This window comes from Streptomyces resistomycificus (assembly GCF_001514265.1).
In the GTDB taxonomy this organism is placed as follows: domain Bacteria; phylum Actinomycetota; class Actinomycetes; order Streptomycetales; family Streptomycetaceae; genus Streptomyces; species Streptomyces resistomycificus.
The window spans coordinates 788,764-805,837 of the sequence record NZ_KQ948991.1 but is presented as its reverse complement, the minus strand read 5'-3'; the positions used below and the strand labels follow the sequence as shown (position 1 = coordinate 805,837).

General features: G+C 73.5%; 9 protein-coding genes. 4 read left to right on the top strand and 5 right to left on the bottom strand.

Annotated elements, in window-relative coordinates:
* Positions 1-237: 237 nt before the first annotated feature.
* The gene (locus AQJ84_RS18185) at positions 238-789 is read right to left on the bottom strand and encodes a MarR family winged helix-turn-helix transcriptional regulator (RefSeq protein WP_030045730.1); all 552 of its coding nucleotides are present in this window, start codon (positions 787-789) and stop codon (positions 238-240) included.
* A gap of 142 nt (positions 790-931) precedes the next feature.
* On the opposite strand from AQJ84_RS18185, the gene AQJ84_RS18180 reads away from it, so the two are divergent.
* The gene (locus AQJ84_RS18180) at positions 932-2,215 is read left to right on the top strand and encodes an MFS transporter (protein WP_198536266.1); all 1,284 of its coding nucleotides are present in this window, start codon (positions 932-934) and stop codon (positions 2,213-2,215) included.
* Between the two features lie 14 nt (positions 2,216-2,229).
* Here the strand turns inward: AQJ84_RS18180 and AQJ84_RS18175 are convergent, their stop codons facing one another.
* Positions 2,230-3,897, bottom strand: a complete 1,668-nt coding sequence (locus AQJ84_RS18175; RefSeq protein WP_030045732.1) for an ATP-binding SpoIIE family protein phosphatase — start codon at positions 3,895-3,897, stop codon at positions 2,230-2,232.
* 281 nt (positions 3,898-4,178) lie between these two features.
* Positions 4,179-5,558 (bottom strand): NAD(P)/FAD-dependent oxidoreductase, encoded by a 1,380-nt coding sequence (locus AQJ84_RS18170; protein ID WP_030045733.1) that lies wholly within the window; start codon positions 5,556-5,558, stop codon positions 4,179-4,181.
* 376 nt (positions 5,559-5,934) lie between these two features.
* On the opposite strand from AQJ84_RS18170, the gene AQJ84_RS18165 reads away from it, so the two are divergent.
* Both AQJ84_RS18165 and AQJ84_RS18160 read left to right on the top strand, forming a co-directional pair.
* The gene (locus tag AQJ84_RS18165) at positions 5,935-6,717 is read left to right on the top strand and encodes a TetR/AcrR family transcriptional regulator (RefSeq protein WP_079022610.1); all 783 of its coding nucleotides are present in this window, start codon (positions 5,935-5,937) and stop codon (positions 6,715-6,717) included.
* A 315-nt stretch (positions 6,718-7,032) separates the two neighbouring features.
* Positions 7,033-9,054 carry a sigma-70 family RNA polymerase sigma factor gene (locus AQJ84_RS18160; protein ID WP_053190420.1) on the top strand — a complete coding sequence of 674 codons (2,022 nt, stop codon included), beginning with the start codon at positions 7,033-7,035 and terminating at the stop codon, positions 9,052-9,054.
* Between the two features lie 13 nt (positions 9,055-9,067).
* On the opposite strand, the gene AQJ84_RS18155 is transcribed toward AQJ84_RS18160, so the two are convergent.
* Both AQJ84_RS18155 and AQJ84_RS18150 read right to left on the bottom strand, forming a co-directional pair.
* Positions 9,068-12,403 carry an AfsR/SARP family transcriptional regulator gene (locus AQJ84_RS18155; protein ID WP_059198841.1) on the bottom strand — a complete coding sequence of 1,112 codons (3,336 nt, stop codon included), beginning with the start codon at positions 12,401-12,403 and terminating at the stop codon, positions 9,068-9,070.
* Between the two features lie 328 nt (positions 12,404-12,731).
* Positions 12,732-14,837, bottom strand: a complete 2,106-nt coding sequence (locus tag AQJ84_RS18150) for an asparagine synthase-related protein (protein ID WP_030044877.1) — start codon at positions 14,835-14,837, stop codon at positions 12,732-12,734.
* A gap of 775 nt (positions 14,838-15,612) precedes the next feature.
* Here AQJ84_RS18150 and AQJ84_RS18145 point away from each other — a divergent pair.
* Positions 15,613-17,037 (top strand): hypothetical protein, encoded by a 1,425-nt coding sequence (locus tag AQJ84_RS18145; RefSeq protein ID WP_030044878.1) that lies wholly within the window; start codon positions 15,613-15,615, stop codon positions 17,035-17,037.
* Positions 17,038-17,074: the final 37 nt, after the last annotated feature.

Genomic DNA, 17,074 nt, shown 5'->3' with positions numbered 1-17,074 from the left:
TCTCAAACCTTAGCGGATCCTCTCGGCAGTTCCTAATCGAGCTGCCGGGCCCAAATCGAATTGAATTCGGGCACGCCGAATTCAACCCCGAGGGAGATCGTGCTGTGGTTTGTTTGCCGCTGCTGCGGCGGAAGGTGCTGTCGGAGAACCGTTACGGCTCTGCGGCAACCCGAAGAACTCTACGGATCGAGCAGGGGGCTGTCAAGCAACGCCTGTCAAGATCTTTTCCTGGCGGAGTCAGTCCAGGTCGGTGAGGCGGCCGCCGGCGTCCGGCTGGGCGTGCTCCACCCTGCGCAACAGGCGGGTGAGGACATCACCGAGGGCCGTGCGGTCCTCCTGCGACAGGTCCTGGAGGAGGTCCTCCTCGAACACCGTGGCGAGGCGCATCGCCTCCAGCCACTTCTCGCGGCCCTCCCCCGTGAGCTCGACGATCACGCGGACGCGGTTGGACTCGTCGCGCTCCCTGGTGACCAGACCCTCGGTGACCATGCGGTCGATGCGGTGCGTCATCGCGGCCGGCGTGAGGCCCAGGCGCTTGGCGAGGTCGCTGGGCCCCAGGCGGTAGGGGGCTCCGGAGAGAACGAGGGCCTTGAGGACCTCCCACTCGGCGTTGCTGATGCCGAGGTCCGCGGTCTGGCGACCGTAGGCGACGTTCATACGGCGGTTCAGACGGGACAGCGCCGAGACGATCTTCTCGACCTGGGGGTCGAGGTCCTGGAACTCGCGCTGGTAGGCGGCGATCTGCTCTTCGAGGGTCGGCTCGCCGAGTCCGCCGGGGGTGTCGCCCATGGACCGCAGTATGGCACGGGCCTGCTTGGCGTTGAAGTCCTTCGGCGTGTACTGTTTAGCTTCGAACTTTAGCTTCGAAGTCTTCAGTCCTAACTACTGAGGACAACCAACTATCTCGAGAGAGGTGAACGTGACCAGGGCGATGGGCGCAGCGATGCGCCGGATTCACGTGGGCAACGCACTCAGCGCGTTCGGGCTCGGCTTCACCGTCCCCTACCTGTACGTCTATGTGGCGCAGGTCCGGGGACTGGGGGCCATGACGGCGGGGCTCGTCCTCGCCGTCTTCGCCGTGGCGGCGCTGATCGTGCTTCCGTTCGCCGGTCGGGCCATCGTCCGGCGGGGCCCGCTCCCGGTGCTGCTCGCCGCCCTGGTCACCGCCGCTCTGGGGGCCCTGAGCCTCGGGCTGGCGAGCAACGCGACGACGGTGCTGCTGTCGGCGGCCGCGCTCGGGGCCGGGCAGGCCGTGATGCAGCCGGCGCTGGCGACGATGATCGTGGACTGCTCGACGGCCGACACCCGCTCGCGTGCCTTCGCGATGCAGTTCTTCCTGCAGAACCTGGGGCTCGGTGTCGGCGGGCTCATCGGCGGCCATCTCGTCGACACCACCCACGTCTCGTCCTTCACCCTGCTGTTCGCGATCGAGGCGGCGATGTTCCTGCTGCTGGCCGTGGTGATGGTGACCGTCCGGATGCCGCACTCACCGCGGTTCGAGGACGCCCCGGGACAGACGGGTACGGCCAAGGGCAGCTGGAGGCAGTTGCTGGGCAACCGGGCCATGGTGCAGCTGTGCGTGCTGGGCTTCGTGCTGTTCTTCGCCTGCTACGGACAGTTCGAGTCGGGGCTGAGTGCCTACGGCGTGGAGGCCGCCGGGATCTCCACGTCCGCTCTCGGTACCGCGCTGGCCGCGAACACCGCGATGATCGTGGTCGCGCAGTTCGCCGTACTGAAGTTCGTGGAGCGGCGGAGGCGGTCGCGGGTGATCGCGGCGGTCGGCCTGATCTGGGCCGTCGCGTGGGTCGCGGCGGGGTACGCCGGGCTCGGGCACGGCAGCCAGGAGATGGCCACGGCCGCGTTCGTGTCGACGTACGCGCTGTTCGGGCTGGGTGAGGCGATGTTGTCGCCGACGGTGGCCCCGTTGGTCGCGGATCTCGCGCCGGAGGGGATGGCGGGGCAGTACAACTCCGCGTTCGCGCTGGTCAAGCAGCTCGCGCTGGCGGTGGGGCCGGCCGTGGGCGGGCCCATGGGGGCCTCGCTGCACGCCCCGTACATCGTGACGTTCCTGCTGTTCTCGCTGGGGATCACGGTCCTCGGGGTGCGGCTGGGACGGCAGCTCACCGCCGTCCAGGATCATCCGTGGCAGGCGAGGAGCCGGGTGGTGGCCCAGGGTGGGCCGACTCCGGCGGACCAGGCCCGCGCAAGCGCCTGATCCCTCGTCCTCGTCTAAGCGCCCTGCCGGCTCACCTTCGCGACGCCCGGCAGGGCGAACTCGCACCACACCGCCTTGCCGCCGCCCGGCGTCCGGCGGGACCCCCATGCCGAGGCGATCGTCGCGACGATCGCGATGCCCCGGCCGGACTCGTCGCCGGGTTCGGCTCGGCGGCGGCGCGGGAGGTGGTCGTCGCCGTCCGTGACCTCGACGATCAGCCGGCGGTCGGTGCGGCGCAGGCGCAGCCGCATCGGTGGGGTGCCGTGTTGCAGGGAGTTCGCGACGAGTTCGCTCACGGCCAGGACGCCCAGGTCGTGGAGTTCCACCGGGAACCGCCAGCTGGTCAGGACGCCGGAGGCGAAGGCACGCGCGCGTGGGGCCGCTTCCACGCCGCCCAGGAGTTCCAGGGCCGCGTTGCGGAAGAGCTCGCTGTCCGGCCCGGTGCGGGCCGGGTGCTGGAGGACCAGGACGGCCACGTCGTCGTCGTGCTCCGCGGTCACCCCGGCGGCGCGGACCAGGCGGTCGCAGACCACCTGGGGAGTGCCCGTGGCGCCGGACAGGGCGCGTTCCAGGGACGCGATGCCCTCGTCCAAATCCTCGTTCCGGCGTTCCACCAGGCCGTCCGTGTAGAGGACGGCCGTGGAGCCGGGGCCGAGGGCGATCGAGCCCGAGGCGTGCATCCAGCCGCCGGTGCCGAGGGGCGGGCCGGTGGGCTCGTCGGCGCGCTGGACCACCCCGCTCTCGTCGCGGACCAGGATGGGCAGGTGGCCGGCCGAGGCGTACACCAGCCTGCCCTCGTTCGGGTCGTGGACGGCGTACACGCAGGTGGCGATCTGGTTGGCGTCGATCTCCGTGGCGAGGCCGTCCAGGAGCTGGAGGACCTCGTGCGGAGGGAGGTCGAGGCGGGCGTAGGCCCTGACCGCCGTGCGGAGCTGGCCCATGACCGCCGCCGCGCGCACGCCCCTGCCCATCACGTCGCCGATGACGAGGGCGGTGCGGCCGCCGCCGAGGGTGATCACGTCGTACCAGTCGCCGCCGACCGCGGCTTCCGTGCCGCCGGGGTGGTAGGTGGCGGCGACGCGGAGGTCGTCCGGTTCCTCGAGTTCCTGGGGGAGCAGGGAGCGCTGGAGGGTGACGGCGGTCTCGCGCTGGCGGCGTTCGCTGGCTCTGAGGCGTTCGGCGGCTTCGGCGTGGTCGGTGACGTCGTTGGCGAAGACCAGGACGCCGCCGTCGCCTTCGGCCACCGGGGTGCAGGTGAAGGCGTAGGAGCGGCCGCCGCGGGCCTTGCGGGACTTGACCGTGCGGGACTTGCCGCTGCGCAGGACCTGGTCGAGGAGCGGAAGGAGGCCGAGTTCGTCGAGCTCCGGGAGGGCCTCGCGGGCCGGGTCGCCGGTGGGGCGGGGGCCGAAGGCCGTGACGTAGGCGTCGTTGACGTAGGCGAGGCGGTGGTCGGGGCCGTGGACGAGGGCGACGAGGGCGGGGACGCGGTCGAGCACCTCACGCACCGGGAGGTCGTCGACGGCGGGGACGGGCGGAGCGTCACCGGTGAGTTGTTCGGCGCGGGCCGCGGGGACCGAGCCCGTGCCGTCCGGCCGCCGGTCCGGGGTGACCTGGTGGTCGGTCCGCGCTGCGGCGCGGCGCTGAGTTCCGGGGAGCCGGGCGCTCCAGCGCGTGAAGTTCACGAATCCTTGCCTCGTGTCGTCGTCTGCGGCGTGTTCGGCCGGCTCCGGACCCGGTCGGGGGTTCGGGGGGTGGCACCCCGGGGTTGCAGCACTGTCGGGAAAGCCTCGTGGTGCGAAGTGGGGCGAGGGAGTTCGAAGGGGATCGAGGTCGGTTCGAAGAGGGACGAAGCGGGTTCGAGGGGCGGGTCTGTCCGTCGGAAGTCGGGAACAGTCTGGCAGGGCGGCCGCCCTGCGCGACATCCGTCAGACGCCTACCCCGCGGCCGGAGTTCCTCGGTCCGGTCAGGACGACCCCTTCGGGTCGTCCGTCGGGTCATGAGAAGGCTTTCCACCGGCCGCGAGTTCGAACTCCGCTCGGGGATGTTCGAGCGATCCGAGGGAGACGATCTCCCTCTTGAAGAGCCCGGACAGGGTCCATTCCGCCAGGACGCGGGCCTTGCGGTTGAAGGTGGGCACCCTGCTGAGGTGGTAGACGCGGTGCATGAACCAGGCAGGGTAGCCCTTCAGCTTGCGCCCGTAGACGTGCGCGACGCCCTTGTGCAGCCCCAGGGAGGCGACCGAGCCGACGTACTTGTGGGAGTACGTCTCCAGGGACTCTCCGCGCAGGGAGTGCGCGATGTTGTCGCCGAGGAGCTTGGCCTGGCGGACCGCGTGCTGGGCGTTGGGGGCCGTCTCCCTGGCGGGGCCCTCAGCGGTGACGTCCGGGACGGCGGCGGCGTCTCCCGCCGCCCACGCGTGCGTGGTGCCCTCGATCCTCAGCTCCGGGGTGCAGGTGAGCCGGCCGCGTTCGTTGCGGGGGAGGTCGCTGGCGGCGAGGAGCGGGTGGGGTTTGACGCCGGCCGTCCACACGACCGTACGCGTGGGGAAGCGGGCGCCGTCGCTGAGGACGGCGACGCGGTCCGCGCAGGAGTCCAGCCGGGTGTTCAGGCGTACGTCGATGTTGCGGCGGCGCAGTTCGGTGACCGTGTAGCGGCCCATCTCCTCGCCGACCTCGGGCAGGATGCGGTCCGAGGCCTCGACGAGGATCCACTTCATGTCCTCGGGCCGGACGTTGTGGTAGTAGCGCGCGGTGTAGCGGGCCATGTCCTCCAGCTCGCCGAGGGCCTCGACGCCCGCGTAGCCGCCGCCGACGAAGACGAAGGTGAGTGCCGCGTCGCGGACGGCGGGGTCGCGGGTGGAGGAGGCGATGTCCATCTGCTCGATGACGTGGTTGCGCAGGCCGATGGCCTCCTCGACGGTCTTGAAGCCGATGCCGTGCTCGGCGAGACCGGGGATGGGCAGGGTGCGCGAGACCGAGCCGGGAGCGAGGACCAGCTCGTCGTACGTCAGCTGCTCGGCGCCCGTGCCGTCCTCCTCGGTGGCGAGGGTGGTCAGCGCGGCGGTGCGTTTGGCGTGGTCGATCGAGGTGACCTCGCCGATGACGATCCGGCAGCGGTCGAGGACGCGGCGCAGCGGCACGACGACATGGCGGGGGGAGATGGAGCCGGCGGCCGCCTCGGGCAGGAACGGCTGATAGGTCATGTACGGGTCGGGCGTGACGACGGTGATCTCCACGTCGCCCCGCTCCAGTTCCCGTTTCAGCTTCTCCTGGAGGCGCAGGGCCGTGTACATCCCGACGTAGCCGCCGCCGACAACCAGAATGCGCGCACGTTCCTTCACCATCCCATGACGCACCCGACGCTTGCGTTTGTCCACAGGCTCGACAATTTGTGTGACGGCGAGCCGGCCGCGCGCCGGGTTGGCCGAATCCTCGGAGGGCGAGGAAAGACCGCAGGTCAGATAGGGTGTACCGAGTGGTGGGACGGGGTGCAATCGGGACGTATACGACCCGTACTCCGATCGGGGGGCGCCCCGTGCGGAACGTGCCCCTTCTGAATTGACCCTCACTCAACTATGTTCGTGTGTCGACGGGGTGTAGGGGGATGCGCCCTCGGGTCCGCGACGGGCGGGTCCGGGAAGCGTGGTTTTTCCCGTTCGCTCCGGCTTTCTATGGCGGGGAGAGTCTCCGGGGGGAGACGTCATTACCGGGGGATCACTTATGCATGTTCAGGACTCTCATTGGTCGTCCGCGTCGGCCATCGCACCCGGTGGCGGGGCGATGGGCGGAGCGTTGGGATCGACGATGAGCGCGGCGGTGGGCAGCGGGCGCGCGGACAGTGCGCGCACGACGCCGCTGCGCGTGGACGCACAGCGCAATCTGGAGCACGTACTGCGCGCGGCGCGCGAGGTCTTCGGCGAGCTGGGTTACGGCGCGCCGATGGAGGACGTGGCGCGGCGCGCGAGGGTCGGTGTCGGCACGGTGTACCGGCGCTTCCCGAGCAAGGACGTCCTGGTGCGACGGATAGCCGAGGAGGAGACCTCCCGGCTGACCGACCAGGCGCGTACGGCGCTCGGGCAGGAGGACGAGCCGTGGTCGGCGCTGTCGCGCTTCCTGCGGACGTCGGTGGCCTCGGGCGCCGGGCGGCTGCTGCCGCCGCAGGTGCTGCGGGTCGGTGTGGCGGACGAGGGTGCGCCGGACGAGGCGCGGGTGCCGCAGCAGCGGACCCAGTCGGGCGCCGGGGAGCTGCGGCTGGTGCCGGGGGACTCCTCGGTGCTGTCCGGTGACGACGACGCGGGGGCGGCCCAGCTGCTCGAGGTCGTCGGCCGGCTCGTGGACCGGGCGCGGGCCGCGGGTGAGCTGCGGGCCGACGTGTCGGTGTCTGACGTTCTGCTGGTGATCGCCACGGCGGCGCCTTCGCTGCCCGACCCGGCACAGCAGGCGGCGGCCTCGGCGCGGCTGCTGGACATCCTGCTGGAGGGGCTGCGGTCCCGGCCGGTCTGAGGGCGCTCGCCGTCCGGTGACCGTGACTCGAACAGGTGACGGTGAGGCGCGGGTGCTTCGGCGCCCGCGCCTTCGTCCGTGCCCGACGCCGAGTCGGGAATTTCGGGGCGTGTGTGTCAACTCCCGTGCTGTGGGCGGTCATTGAGCCTTCCCTGTGCGGATGGCCGCTAGCACTGCGGTGCGGTGAGTCCCCACGGACGAGTGGATGGGCCGCACTGAGGGGTCCTGAACAAAAGCCAATATGGCACTCTGACCCGGTGTTCGGGACTGGCGGGACTGGCGTGACTGGTTGGGCTGGCGGCGGGGGCTTCCGCGATGAGCTTTGACGGGCGGGACGAGTCACTCGGTGACGACGACGCGGAGTCCGGCGGCGCGGCCTCGCCCCAGGTGCCGAGCCAGGGCAGCCGCCCCGATGTCCCGTACGGCGGCGAGCCGCTCGGAGCCGGACCCACGGCCGGCGACTTCGCGCGCGTCGAGCGCGGCATCCCGGCGCAGGGCGGCGAGCCCGTGGAGGGCAGCGTGCCGGCGCAGCGCGACCGGCGCGAGGACAGCGGCGTCCTGCCGCCGCCGAGGGAACTGCCCCCTTCCGACGCCGACCTGATCCAGCGGATGCGCGCGGGCGACGACACCGCCTACGAGGCGCTCTACCGGCGCCATGCCGACGCGGTGCGCCGCTACGCCCGCACCTGCTGCCGCGACGGCCACACCGCGGACGACCTCACCGCCGAGGTCTTCGCCCGCATGCTCCAGGCGGTGCGCGGCGGATCCGGCCCCGAGCACGCCGTACGCGCGTATCTGCTCACCACCGTCCGACGGGTCGCCGCGAGCTGGACGAAGTCCGCGAAACGGGAGCAACTGGTCGACGACTTCGCGGTGTTCGCCGCGCAGTCCGCGCGCGTCTCGGAGATCCCCGACGACACCGCCTCCCTCGGCTCCTTCGGGGCGGGCCTCGACCTGGGAGCCGACGTGCGGGCGATGCACGAGGCCGAGCAGTCGATGGCCATGCGGGCCTTCCGGTCGCTGCCCGAGCGCTGGCAGGCCGTGCTGTGGCACACCGAGGTCGAGGACGAGTCGCCGAGCGACGTCGCCACCCTGTTCGGGCTCGACGCCAACGGCACCCGGGTGCTGGCCAGCCGGGCCCGCGAGGGCCTCAGGCAGGCCTACCTCCAGGCCCATGTCAGCGTCGCCCTCGCCGAGGACGAGGAGTGCGCCCGCTACGCCGACCGGCTCGGCGCGTACGCCCGCAGCGGGCTGCGCACCCGCGCCGAACGCGGTCTGCGCAAGCACTTGGAGGAGTGCGCCAAGTGCCGGCTGGCCGCGGGCCAGATCAAGGAGGTCGCCGGCGGTATCCCCGCCGTCGTGCCGGTCGCGGTCATCGGCTGGTTCGGAGCCGCCGGGTACGCCAAGGCGGCCGGGCTCATCGCCGGCGGTGCCGGAGCGGGCGCGGCAGGTGCGGCTGGGGCGGCCGCTGCCGCGGGCGGCGGCTCGTCCGGCGGAGCGGGCGCCGGTAGCGGTGCGGCGGTCTCCGAAGGGCTGGGGGCGCCCGTGAAGGCCGGTGTCGCGGCCGGTGTGGTGGCCGTGGCGGCGGCCGCGGTGGCGCTCGCGCTGATCGGTGACGACAGCCCGAGCCGGAAGCCGGACTCCAAGCCGCCCGCGTCCGCTCCGGCGGTCGAACCCGCGAGGAACACCCCCACGCCACCGAACGCGGCACCCGAGCCGGCACCACCCGTGGTCGCCCGCGCCCTGCCCCCTGCCCGCACCGCGACGCCGACCTCCACTCCCACCCCCTCACCACCGCGCCCGACGCCCTCACCCACGCGAACCACCGCTCCACCCCGGACGCCGGCCCCGACACCGACCATCACCCCCGCCCCCACGCCGACCCCGACATCCCCGCCCGCTCCGGCCGTCTACCGGTGGAGCGAGCTGTCGTACGACATCACCGGCGACGGCACCGAGCCCGAGATGCGGATCGGTCAGAGCAGCTGGGTGTGGCAGCGCTACGGCGTCTCGGTCGCCGACCAGCGGTACGCGCACGGCGTGACCGTGCACGGCCACTCCTCCGTCACCGTCGACCTCAACCGGGAGTGCTCGGCCTACGACGCGCTCGTCGGCGTCGACGACCTGACCGCGGGGCTGGGCAGGGTCTCCTTCTCCGTCTACGCCGACGGCGTCCGGCTGTGGCGGTCCGGGACGGTCGAGGGCGGGGACGCGGCGGTGCCCGTGCATGTCGGCCTCGCCGGGCGCGAGACCGTACGCCTGGTGGTCGAACCGCACAGCCACTTCGACAACCTGGCGCTCGCGGACTGGGCGGAGTCCAGGTTCACCTGCTCCTGAGAGTGCGGGAGGCTCAGGGCGCCCGGCGGACGGGGCGCAGGCGCAGGGCCTCGGCGAGGTCGTCCAGGACGTCGGCCGGGGTGAGGGCCGCGCCCCTGGTGTGCTCGGCCGCGAACCGTACGGGGCCGAGCCCGACACGGACCGCGGACTCGGCGCGCTCGGCCCGCGCGCCCTCCGGTGTCGGGCGGGGAACACCACCGCGCCAGCGCTCGGCGGCGGCGAGCAGGCGGGCCGCGCGCGGAAGGTCGCCGAGGTCGCCGAGCAGGACGGCCACGCCGTCCACGAGGCTCGCCACGACCACGTCGGCGCACCGCTTCTCCACCGCCTCGCGGACGGCGTCGACCAGCTGCGGCAGGCCGTGCTCCGGACCCGACTCCGCGACCGTCACCATGGCCTCGACCGCGCGCAGCATCACCAGGAACTGGGGCGGCGGGGTGCCCGTGCCGGTCTCCGCCCGCGACGCCTCCAGCAGCTCGCGCGCCCTGGCGGTGTCCTGGCCGTCCAGCGCTATTTCGGCCCGCATGAGCAGGACGAACGCCCGGCTGTCCGGGACGCTGTGGCGGTCGGCGGCGGTGCTCGCCTCGTCCAGCGCGGTCAGCGCGGCCGACCGGTCGCCCGTGCGGTAGGCGATCTCGGCGAGCCGGGCGAGGAGGAAGGGCGTCTCCGCGTAGGCCCCCACCTCGTAGGCGAGCCGCAGCGCCTCCTCGTACTCCCCCTCGGCCTCGTCGAAGCGGCCGCGCGCCATGGCGGCCTCCGCGGCCGCGCTGCACACCTGGGCCCGCACCCAGCGGTCGCCGACGCGCCGGCTCAGGGACCGCAGCTCCGCGAGGTCGCCGTCCACGCCCCGCATGCCGCCGGACGAGTCGACGACCATGTGGGTGCGGAACATCAGGATCACGGCGACCGCCCAGTCGTCGCCGTGGGCACGGCAGTTGGCGACGGCCACGTCCATGACGGCCCGGACGTCCACCGAGTCGGTGACCAGGAAGGTCATCAGCGGCCAGACGATGCCCGGCAGCCGGGCGGCGTCCGGGCCACCGCGCTCGAAGTGCCGCCGCACCCGGCTGACGTACGTCCGCATCCGTTCGTCCAGCCGCGAGGCCATGGGTTCGATCTCGGACCTGAGGAAGAGGTGCATCATCCGGAGGTTCATCCGCAGGCCGTGCAGGGGGTGGTGGAGCTCACCGTCGGGAGCGTCGAGGTAGGCGTCGACGAGGTCGGGGGCGGGGGCGGGTGGGCCGGTTGCGGGGGCCGGGGGGCCGGTTGTGGGGGCCGGGGACCGGTCCAGGGTCGCGCCCAGGCTCAGTGTCCGTGCCACCCATTCGGCGCCCTCGCGGCGGTAGTTGCGCAGCCAGCAGAACCAGCCCATGGCGAGGGCGAGGGCGCCTGCCTCCTCCTCGGCGCCGGCCGCCAGCGCACGGTGCAGGGCCGCGCGGATGTTGTCCAGCTCGGTCTCCAGGCGGGAGATCCAAGGGAGTTGGGCGGCGGAGCGCAGCAGCGGCTCGGCCTCCTCCACGAGCGCGCGCACCCACGCGCGGTGCCGACGCTCGGCCGCGGCCCGCAGCTCAGGGGACTCGGCGGCGCGCTCCAGGGCGTACTCGTGGATGGTCTCCAGCATGCGGTAGCGCATGCCGGCGGTACCGGGCCGCTCGCTCGGGGTGGCCACGAGCAGGGACTTGTCGACGAGGGCCCCGATCAGGTCGGTGACGGGGCCGGTGCACACCGCTTCCGCCGCCTCCAGGTCCCAGCCGCCCGCGAACACGGAGACCTCGCGCAACACCGTCCGCTCCGGCTCGTCGAGCAGGTCCCAGGACCAGTCGACGACGGCGCGCAGCGTCTGCTGGCTGGGCAGGACCGTACGGCTTCCGGAGGTGAGGAGGCGGAAGCGGTCGTCGAGGCGGTCGGCGATCTGCCGGGGCGTCAGCAGCCGCAGCCGGGCCGCCGCCAGTTCGATGGCGAGGGGCAGTCCGTCGAGTCGGCGGCAGATCTCCGCGACGGCCTCCTGGTCGGCGAGCACGGTGTCCGCGTCGGGGCGTACGGCGGCCGCGCGCTCGGCGAACAGGCGGTGCGCCTGGTCCGGGACGAGGGGGTCGACCGGGCGGACCACCTCGCCGGGGACTCCCAGGGGCTCGCGGCTGGTGGCCAGGACGGTGAGGCCGGGGCAGCGGGTGAGGAGGGTCTCGGCGAGGTCGGCGGCCGCGCCGATGACGTGTTCGCAGTTGTCGAGGATCAGGAGTCGGCTGCGCGGGGCGCAGTACTCGATCAGCAGGGCGACCGGGTCTTCCTGCGGGGCGGTCAGCTCGCTGGTCATGAGCACGGTCTCACGCAGGCCGAGCGCGTTGACCACCGCGCCGGGCACCGCCTCCGGCCGGTCGAGCGGGGCGAGCTCGACCAGCCACGCCTGCGGGAGCGCGGCGGCGGCCTCCTCGGCGAGACGGGTCTTCCCGGAGCCGCCCGGTCCGGTGAGGGTGACCAGACGGGTCCTGCGCAACGCGGAACGGATGGCGTCGAGTTCGGGTTCCCGGCCGACGAAGGACGTCAGCCGGGGCCGGATGTTCCCGGTGCGGTCGGGGTGTTGGTGGGGGTGGGGCGGCGGTGTGGTCCCGGCCGGTGTGGTCCCGGACGCCGTGGGGGTGAGGAGCTCGGTGTGCAGGGCACGGAGTTCGGGGCCGGGGTCGGTGCCGAGGCCGTCGGCGAGGGCGTGGCGGGCGGTGTCGTAGGCGGCGAGGGCGTCGGCGGCGCGGCCGGTGTCGCGCAGGGCTCGGATGAGGAGGACGTGCAGCGGTTCGTCGTACGGATGCGCCGAGGTCAGTTCCGTCAGCTCCGGTACGACGTCCTGGGCGCGGCCGAGCAGCAGGTTCGCCTCGATCCGGGTGCGGGTCGCCGTCAGGCGCAGCGCCTCCGGGCGGGCCGCCGCGGTGCGGTCGGGGAGGTCGGCGAGGGCGGGGCCGCGCCACAGGGCGAGGGCGGCGTCGAGGGTGCGGGCGGCGGTGTGGGGGTCGCCCTGGTCGAGGGCGGCGGTGCCCTGTCGTACCAGACGCTCGAAGACGTGGAGGTCCACGTCGTCCTCGGTCGCGGCGAGCCGGTAGCCGCCCGGCTCGGAGACGACGGCGTCCTTGCCGATGCCTGCGGTACGGCGGAGGCGGGCGACGAGGGCCTGGAGGGCGGCCGGGGCGTCCTGGGGCGGGGCGTCGGCCCACACCTCGTCGATCAGGGTGTCCGGGGTGGTGACCCGGCCGGGGCGGAGGGCCAGGGCGGCGAGGAGGGTGCGGAGGCGGGGGCCGCCCAGGGGTACGACGGTGCCGTTCTCGTCCTGGGCCTGGGTGACGCCCAGGATTCTGTACCGCACGGGGTCATTGTGGCCGGGGTGGCTGTGCGGGGCACGGGGTTTCTGGGCGGGTCGGCTTCTGGGGCGGGTCGGCTTCTGGGCGGGGTTCGGTGTACGTCGGCTGTGTGCCCCCCCCGGCGTCGGCGTCGGGGATCGGTGTACGTCGGCTGTGTGCCCCCCGGCGTCGGGGTCGGCCGCACTGGGGGCTCCGCCCCCAGACCCCCGGCCTTGGAGAGAGGGTGCCCCCGGGCGCCCGGCTCGTCGGACAGGGCACAGCGCCCGTGGGGTGCCCTCGGGCGAACCGGCCATCGCCCCCTGGCAAAGGTGGTCGTCCCCCGGCAACCGCCCCTCAGGCCAACGCCGCCCCGCCCGACGCCCCCGCGCCCAGGGCGCCGCGCTGGGGCCTGATTCCCTCTGGGACGGCGCGGGCTCGGGCCGGGGTGCCGGTCCAGCAGGTGCCTCGGCGGGAGAGGAGGCGGCGGAGCCAGAGTTCCAGGGAGACCAGGTCGGCCAGGCCGTCCAGCGGGAGTGCCTCTCCCTCGGCCGCCGCGCGGAGGGCCTTGCGGACCACGCGCGCCTCCACCAGGCCCGCCTGCGCCAGCAGCGGCGTGCCGAACAGGGCCAGCAGGGAGTCCGCGGCCACCCTCAGCCCTGTGCGGGCGGCGGCCGCCGAGGAGGCGTGGGACGGGGCACCCCAGCCCGGGGGGAGGTCGGCCACGCCGGCGCCCTCCAGGACCGTGCGCAGGATCGAGGCCCGGGCGCCCGGCTGGACCCGCAGCGCCTCCGGCAGGGCACGGCAGGCGCGGACGACCTGGTTGTCGAGGAAGGGCGCGTGCAGGCGTTGGAAGCGGACCTCGGCGGCCTGCTCCAGGACGCGGAGATCCGCGGCGGTGCGCGCGAGGGCCGCCCGCGCGCGGAAGTCGCCGGGACGCTGGCCGGGACCCACCCCGGACCGCTGGGTCGCGCCCTGCAGACGAACCGATACTTCAGCGAGGGCCTCACCCGTGAGCCAGCGCGCCGCCGGCCCCGGTCTGGCCCAGGCGAGCGCGGACAGGGACGCCCCGACGGCACCGCCGGGTTCCTCGAAGCGGCGCTGCATGAGGCGGTCGGCGAGGCCCTCAAGACCGGTCCGGTAGGGCGTACGGGCCAGGCGGCGGGCGGCGCCGTACACGCGCGCGGGGACCAGCACCGAACCGTCCGCCTTGGCGAGCGCGGCGACGGGACGTACGAGGTGGCGGCGTTTGCGGTCCATCAGGAGGTCCGCGAGGCGGGCCGGGTGGGCGTCCAGGACCTGGCGGGCGCCGTAGCCGGTGAAGTGGTCCGCGCTGCCGGAGGCGAGGCGGGCACGGTGCCGGGCCGCCGTCACCAGGCAGGACCCGGGTTCGTCGGTCAGGGGGCCGTCCAGTTCGGCGTACGGGAGGGTCTCCTCGCCGCCGGTGACGACCACGTGGTGCAGGCGGGGGTTGGCCGCGAGCGTGCCCGCCCGCTCCAGTTCGGACTCCCGCCCGCCGACGGCCAGGTCGTTGAAGGTCACGGCCAGCAGTCGCTCCCCCGCGCCCGTGCCGTGCCCCAGGACCGTGCCCGGCATGCCCGGCAGGCCGGCGGCGAGCAGGGCCAGGGTTCCCGAGGCGGGGCCACCGGAGAGGTCCGCCCCGATGCCGGGCACGGGCATCCCGCGCGCGGCGCGGCGTTCCGCGGGACCCATGCCGGGGACCGGGCCTGGGTCTATGTCGGAGCCGGGGACGTGGCGAGGGGCGGACAGACGCGCGCGTACCGCCTCCACCAGGGCGTCCCGTACGGCGTCCACCGCGCTGTCGGGGTCGGCGGAGGGTGCCGCCACCGCGAGGGAGGCGACCTGCTCGTACCCGGCGATCTCCCGCGCCCCGGCGCGCAGGATCAGTGCGTGCCCCGGCGGAATGCGGCGCACGCCGTCGTACGGGGTGGAGTCGTGCAGCGCGGCCGGCACGTCGGGGGCGGCGAGCAGGGCGGCGAGGTGGCCGTAGTCGAGGTTGGCCTCGATGAGGTCGGCGAGCGGCAGGGCGGCCGTCGCGTAGGCCGTGCCGCCGGCCCAGGGGGTGTGGAACACGGGCCGGGCGCCCGCCAGGTCGCCGCAGACGGTGATCCGGCGGCCCACCTGGACGACGGCCGTGTAACTGCCGGGCCAGGCCGTCAGATGCCGCAGGGCCCCGCCGCGCGCGGCGAACAGGCCGACCCGCAGCTGCTCGTCCGTGGCCCCGCAGATGCCGAGGACGGCGATCCGGGTCTGGGCGTCGGCCTTCACCACCCGCACCTCGTCCGGGCGCCAGTCGCCGACCGCCCACAGCGGATCGGGGTCGCCCCACAGCAGGTGGGAGCCCACCGGGTGCAGGGTCTCACCGTCGGGTCCGACCGCCCCCGCCGAGCCTGCCTCGGCCGGCCTCGCGGCGGTGCTGCTCCATCCCACCAACCACCGCATCGACGCCTCCACAGGCTGTGGACAACCAGTGCACCGCACGAACTCGGCACCATGCTGCCATGAAGGACGCGCACCGGAGGAGCGGCGGAGCCGCTTGTGCTCCCCGGGATGCGCCCCGGCGGCTCCACCCGCAGCGCGTCGAACACCCGGACGAAACACGGACATCGAGGGGAAGCCGGCGCAACGGCCGAGACAGGGAAGCGAGTTGGCCGGGGAGAGGCGGCGGCCCGGTGATCGACGACGTGCGACAGAATGGCTGCGACGCGAATGCGCCCCCGAAACGCTCCCCCAAAACGCCCTGCGCGCCCTCAACTTCCATGGTGGGAGGGCAGATCACCCGCACGAGAAGGGGTCGTTTTTCGGCCAATTCGGCGTCAACGGAACGGCGTCGCACACGCTCCGTACATGCTCCGCCCACCGCCCGGCGAGCGCGCAGCCCGGGAGACGGAGTTCGCCCCCCGGGCCCGTCCGCCGCCCGCGGGGATGTAGACGACGGTGTCCCCCAGCCCACTGGATCCAGTACAGCGGGCCGACCCACGCACGACCCATGGAATCGCTCCCGCGATGGCCGGAGAAGAGCGCACACGCAGGCGCACGGCCACACAGCGGGAGCACGATGCAACTGGGCGTATCGGACCCGCACTTCAGTACGGACCACAATCCCGCCATCCGGAACAATGCCCCTTAACGCTTGGGATGCGGCGAACTACGCTGGGTTTACGAATGCCGCGTGGTTATGCCAGCGCGGCAGCCGTCTGTGTCGAGGGGTGGCGCAATGTCCAGGGAGCAACGCGGGCCGAACGAAAAACTCGGCGCCGTTCTCGCCCTCGCGGGAATCAGCAACGCAGGACTCGCGCGACGCGTCAACGACCTTGGCGCTCAACGCGGGTTGACTCTTCGCTACGACAAGACCTCGGTGGCGCGCTGGGTATCGAAGGGCATGGTGCCGCAGGGCGCCGCGCCGCACCTCATCGCCGCCGCCATAGGGCAGAAGCTCGGCCGCCCGGTGCCGCTCCACGAGATCGGCCTGGCGGACGCGGATCCCGCACCCGAGGTGGGCCTCGCCTTCCCCAGGGACGTCGGACAGGCGGTGCGCTCGGCGACGGAGCTGTACCGGCTCGACCTCGCCGGACGCCGGGCCGGCTCCGGTGGCATCTGGCAGTCGCTGGCCGGATCGTTCGCAGTAAGCGCATACGCAACGCCTGCCTCACGGTGGCTGATAACCCCGGCCGACAGTTCGGTAGCGCGTGACGCGAACCCGGCAGAGGGCTCCGGCGCACCGCTCAAAGTCGGCCACAGCGACGTACAGAAGCTGCGGGAGGCCGCGGAGGACGCCAGGCGCTGGGACTCCAAGTACGGAGGCGGCGACTGGCGTTCGTCGATGGTGCCCGAGTGCCTGCGGGTGGAGGCGGCACCGCTGCTGCTCGGCTCGTACTCCGACGAGGTCGGCAGGGCCCTGTTCGGGGCCAGCGCCGAGCTCACCCGGCTGGCCGGCTGGATGGCCTTCGACACGGGCCAGCAGGAGGCCGCCCAGCGGTACTACATCCAGGCGCTGCGCCTCGCGCGTGCGGCCGCCGACGTCCCCCTCGGGGGGTACGTGCTGGCGTCCATGTCGCTGCAGGCGACGTACCGCGGGTTCGGCGACGAGGGTGTCGACCTCGCCCAGGCCGCCCTGGAGCGCAACCGGGGCCTGGCCACCGCCCGCACCATGAGCTTCTTCCGGCTCGTCGAGGCACGGGCCCACGCGCGTGCGGGTGACGCCCCGGCGGCCGGGGCCGCGCTGCGGGCCGCCGAGGGCTGGCTGGAGCGGGCCCGCGACGGCGACAGCGACCCGTCCTGGCTCGGCTTCTACTCGTACGACCGCTTCGCCGCGGACGCCGCCGAGTGCTACCGCGACCTGAAGGCACCACGTCAGGTCCGCCGTTTCACCGAGCAGGCGCTGTCGAAGCCGACGGAGGAGTTCGTGCGCTCGCACGGACTGCGCCTGGTCGTGTCGGCGGTCGCCGAGCTGGAGTCGGGCAATCTCGACGCGGCATGCGAGCAGGGCGTACGGGCGGTGGAGGTCGCGGGGCGCATCTCGTCCGCGCGCACCACCGAGTACGTGAAGGACCTCCTCCACCGCCTGGAGCCGTACGGCGACGAGCCGCGCGTGGTGGAGCTGCGGGAGCGGGCACGGCCGCTCCTGATGGCGCCGGCCTGACCCCGGGCCGCTCCGTCCGTCTCCCGGGTTTGAGCGC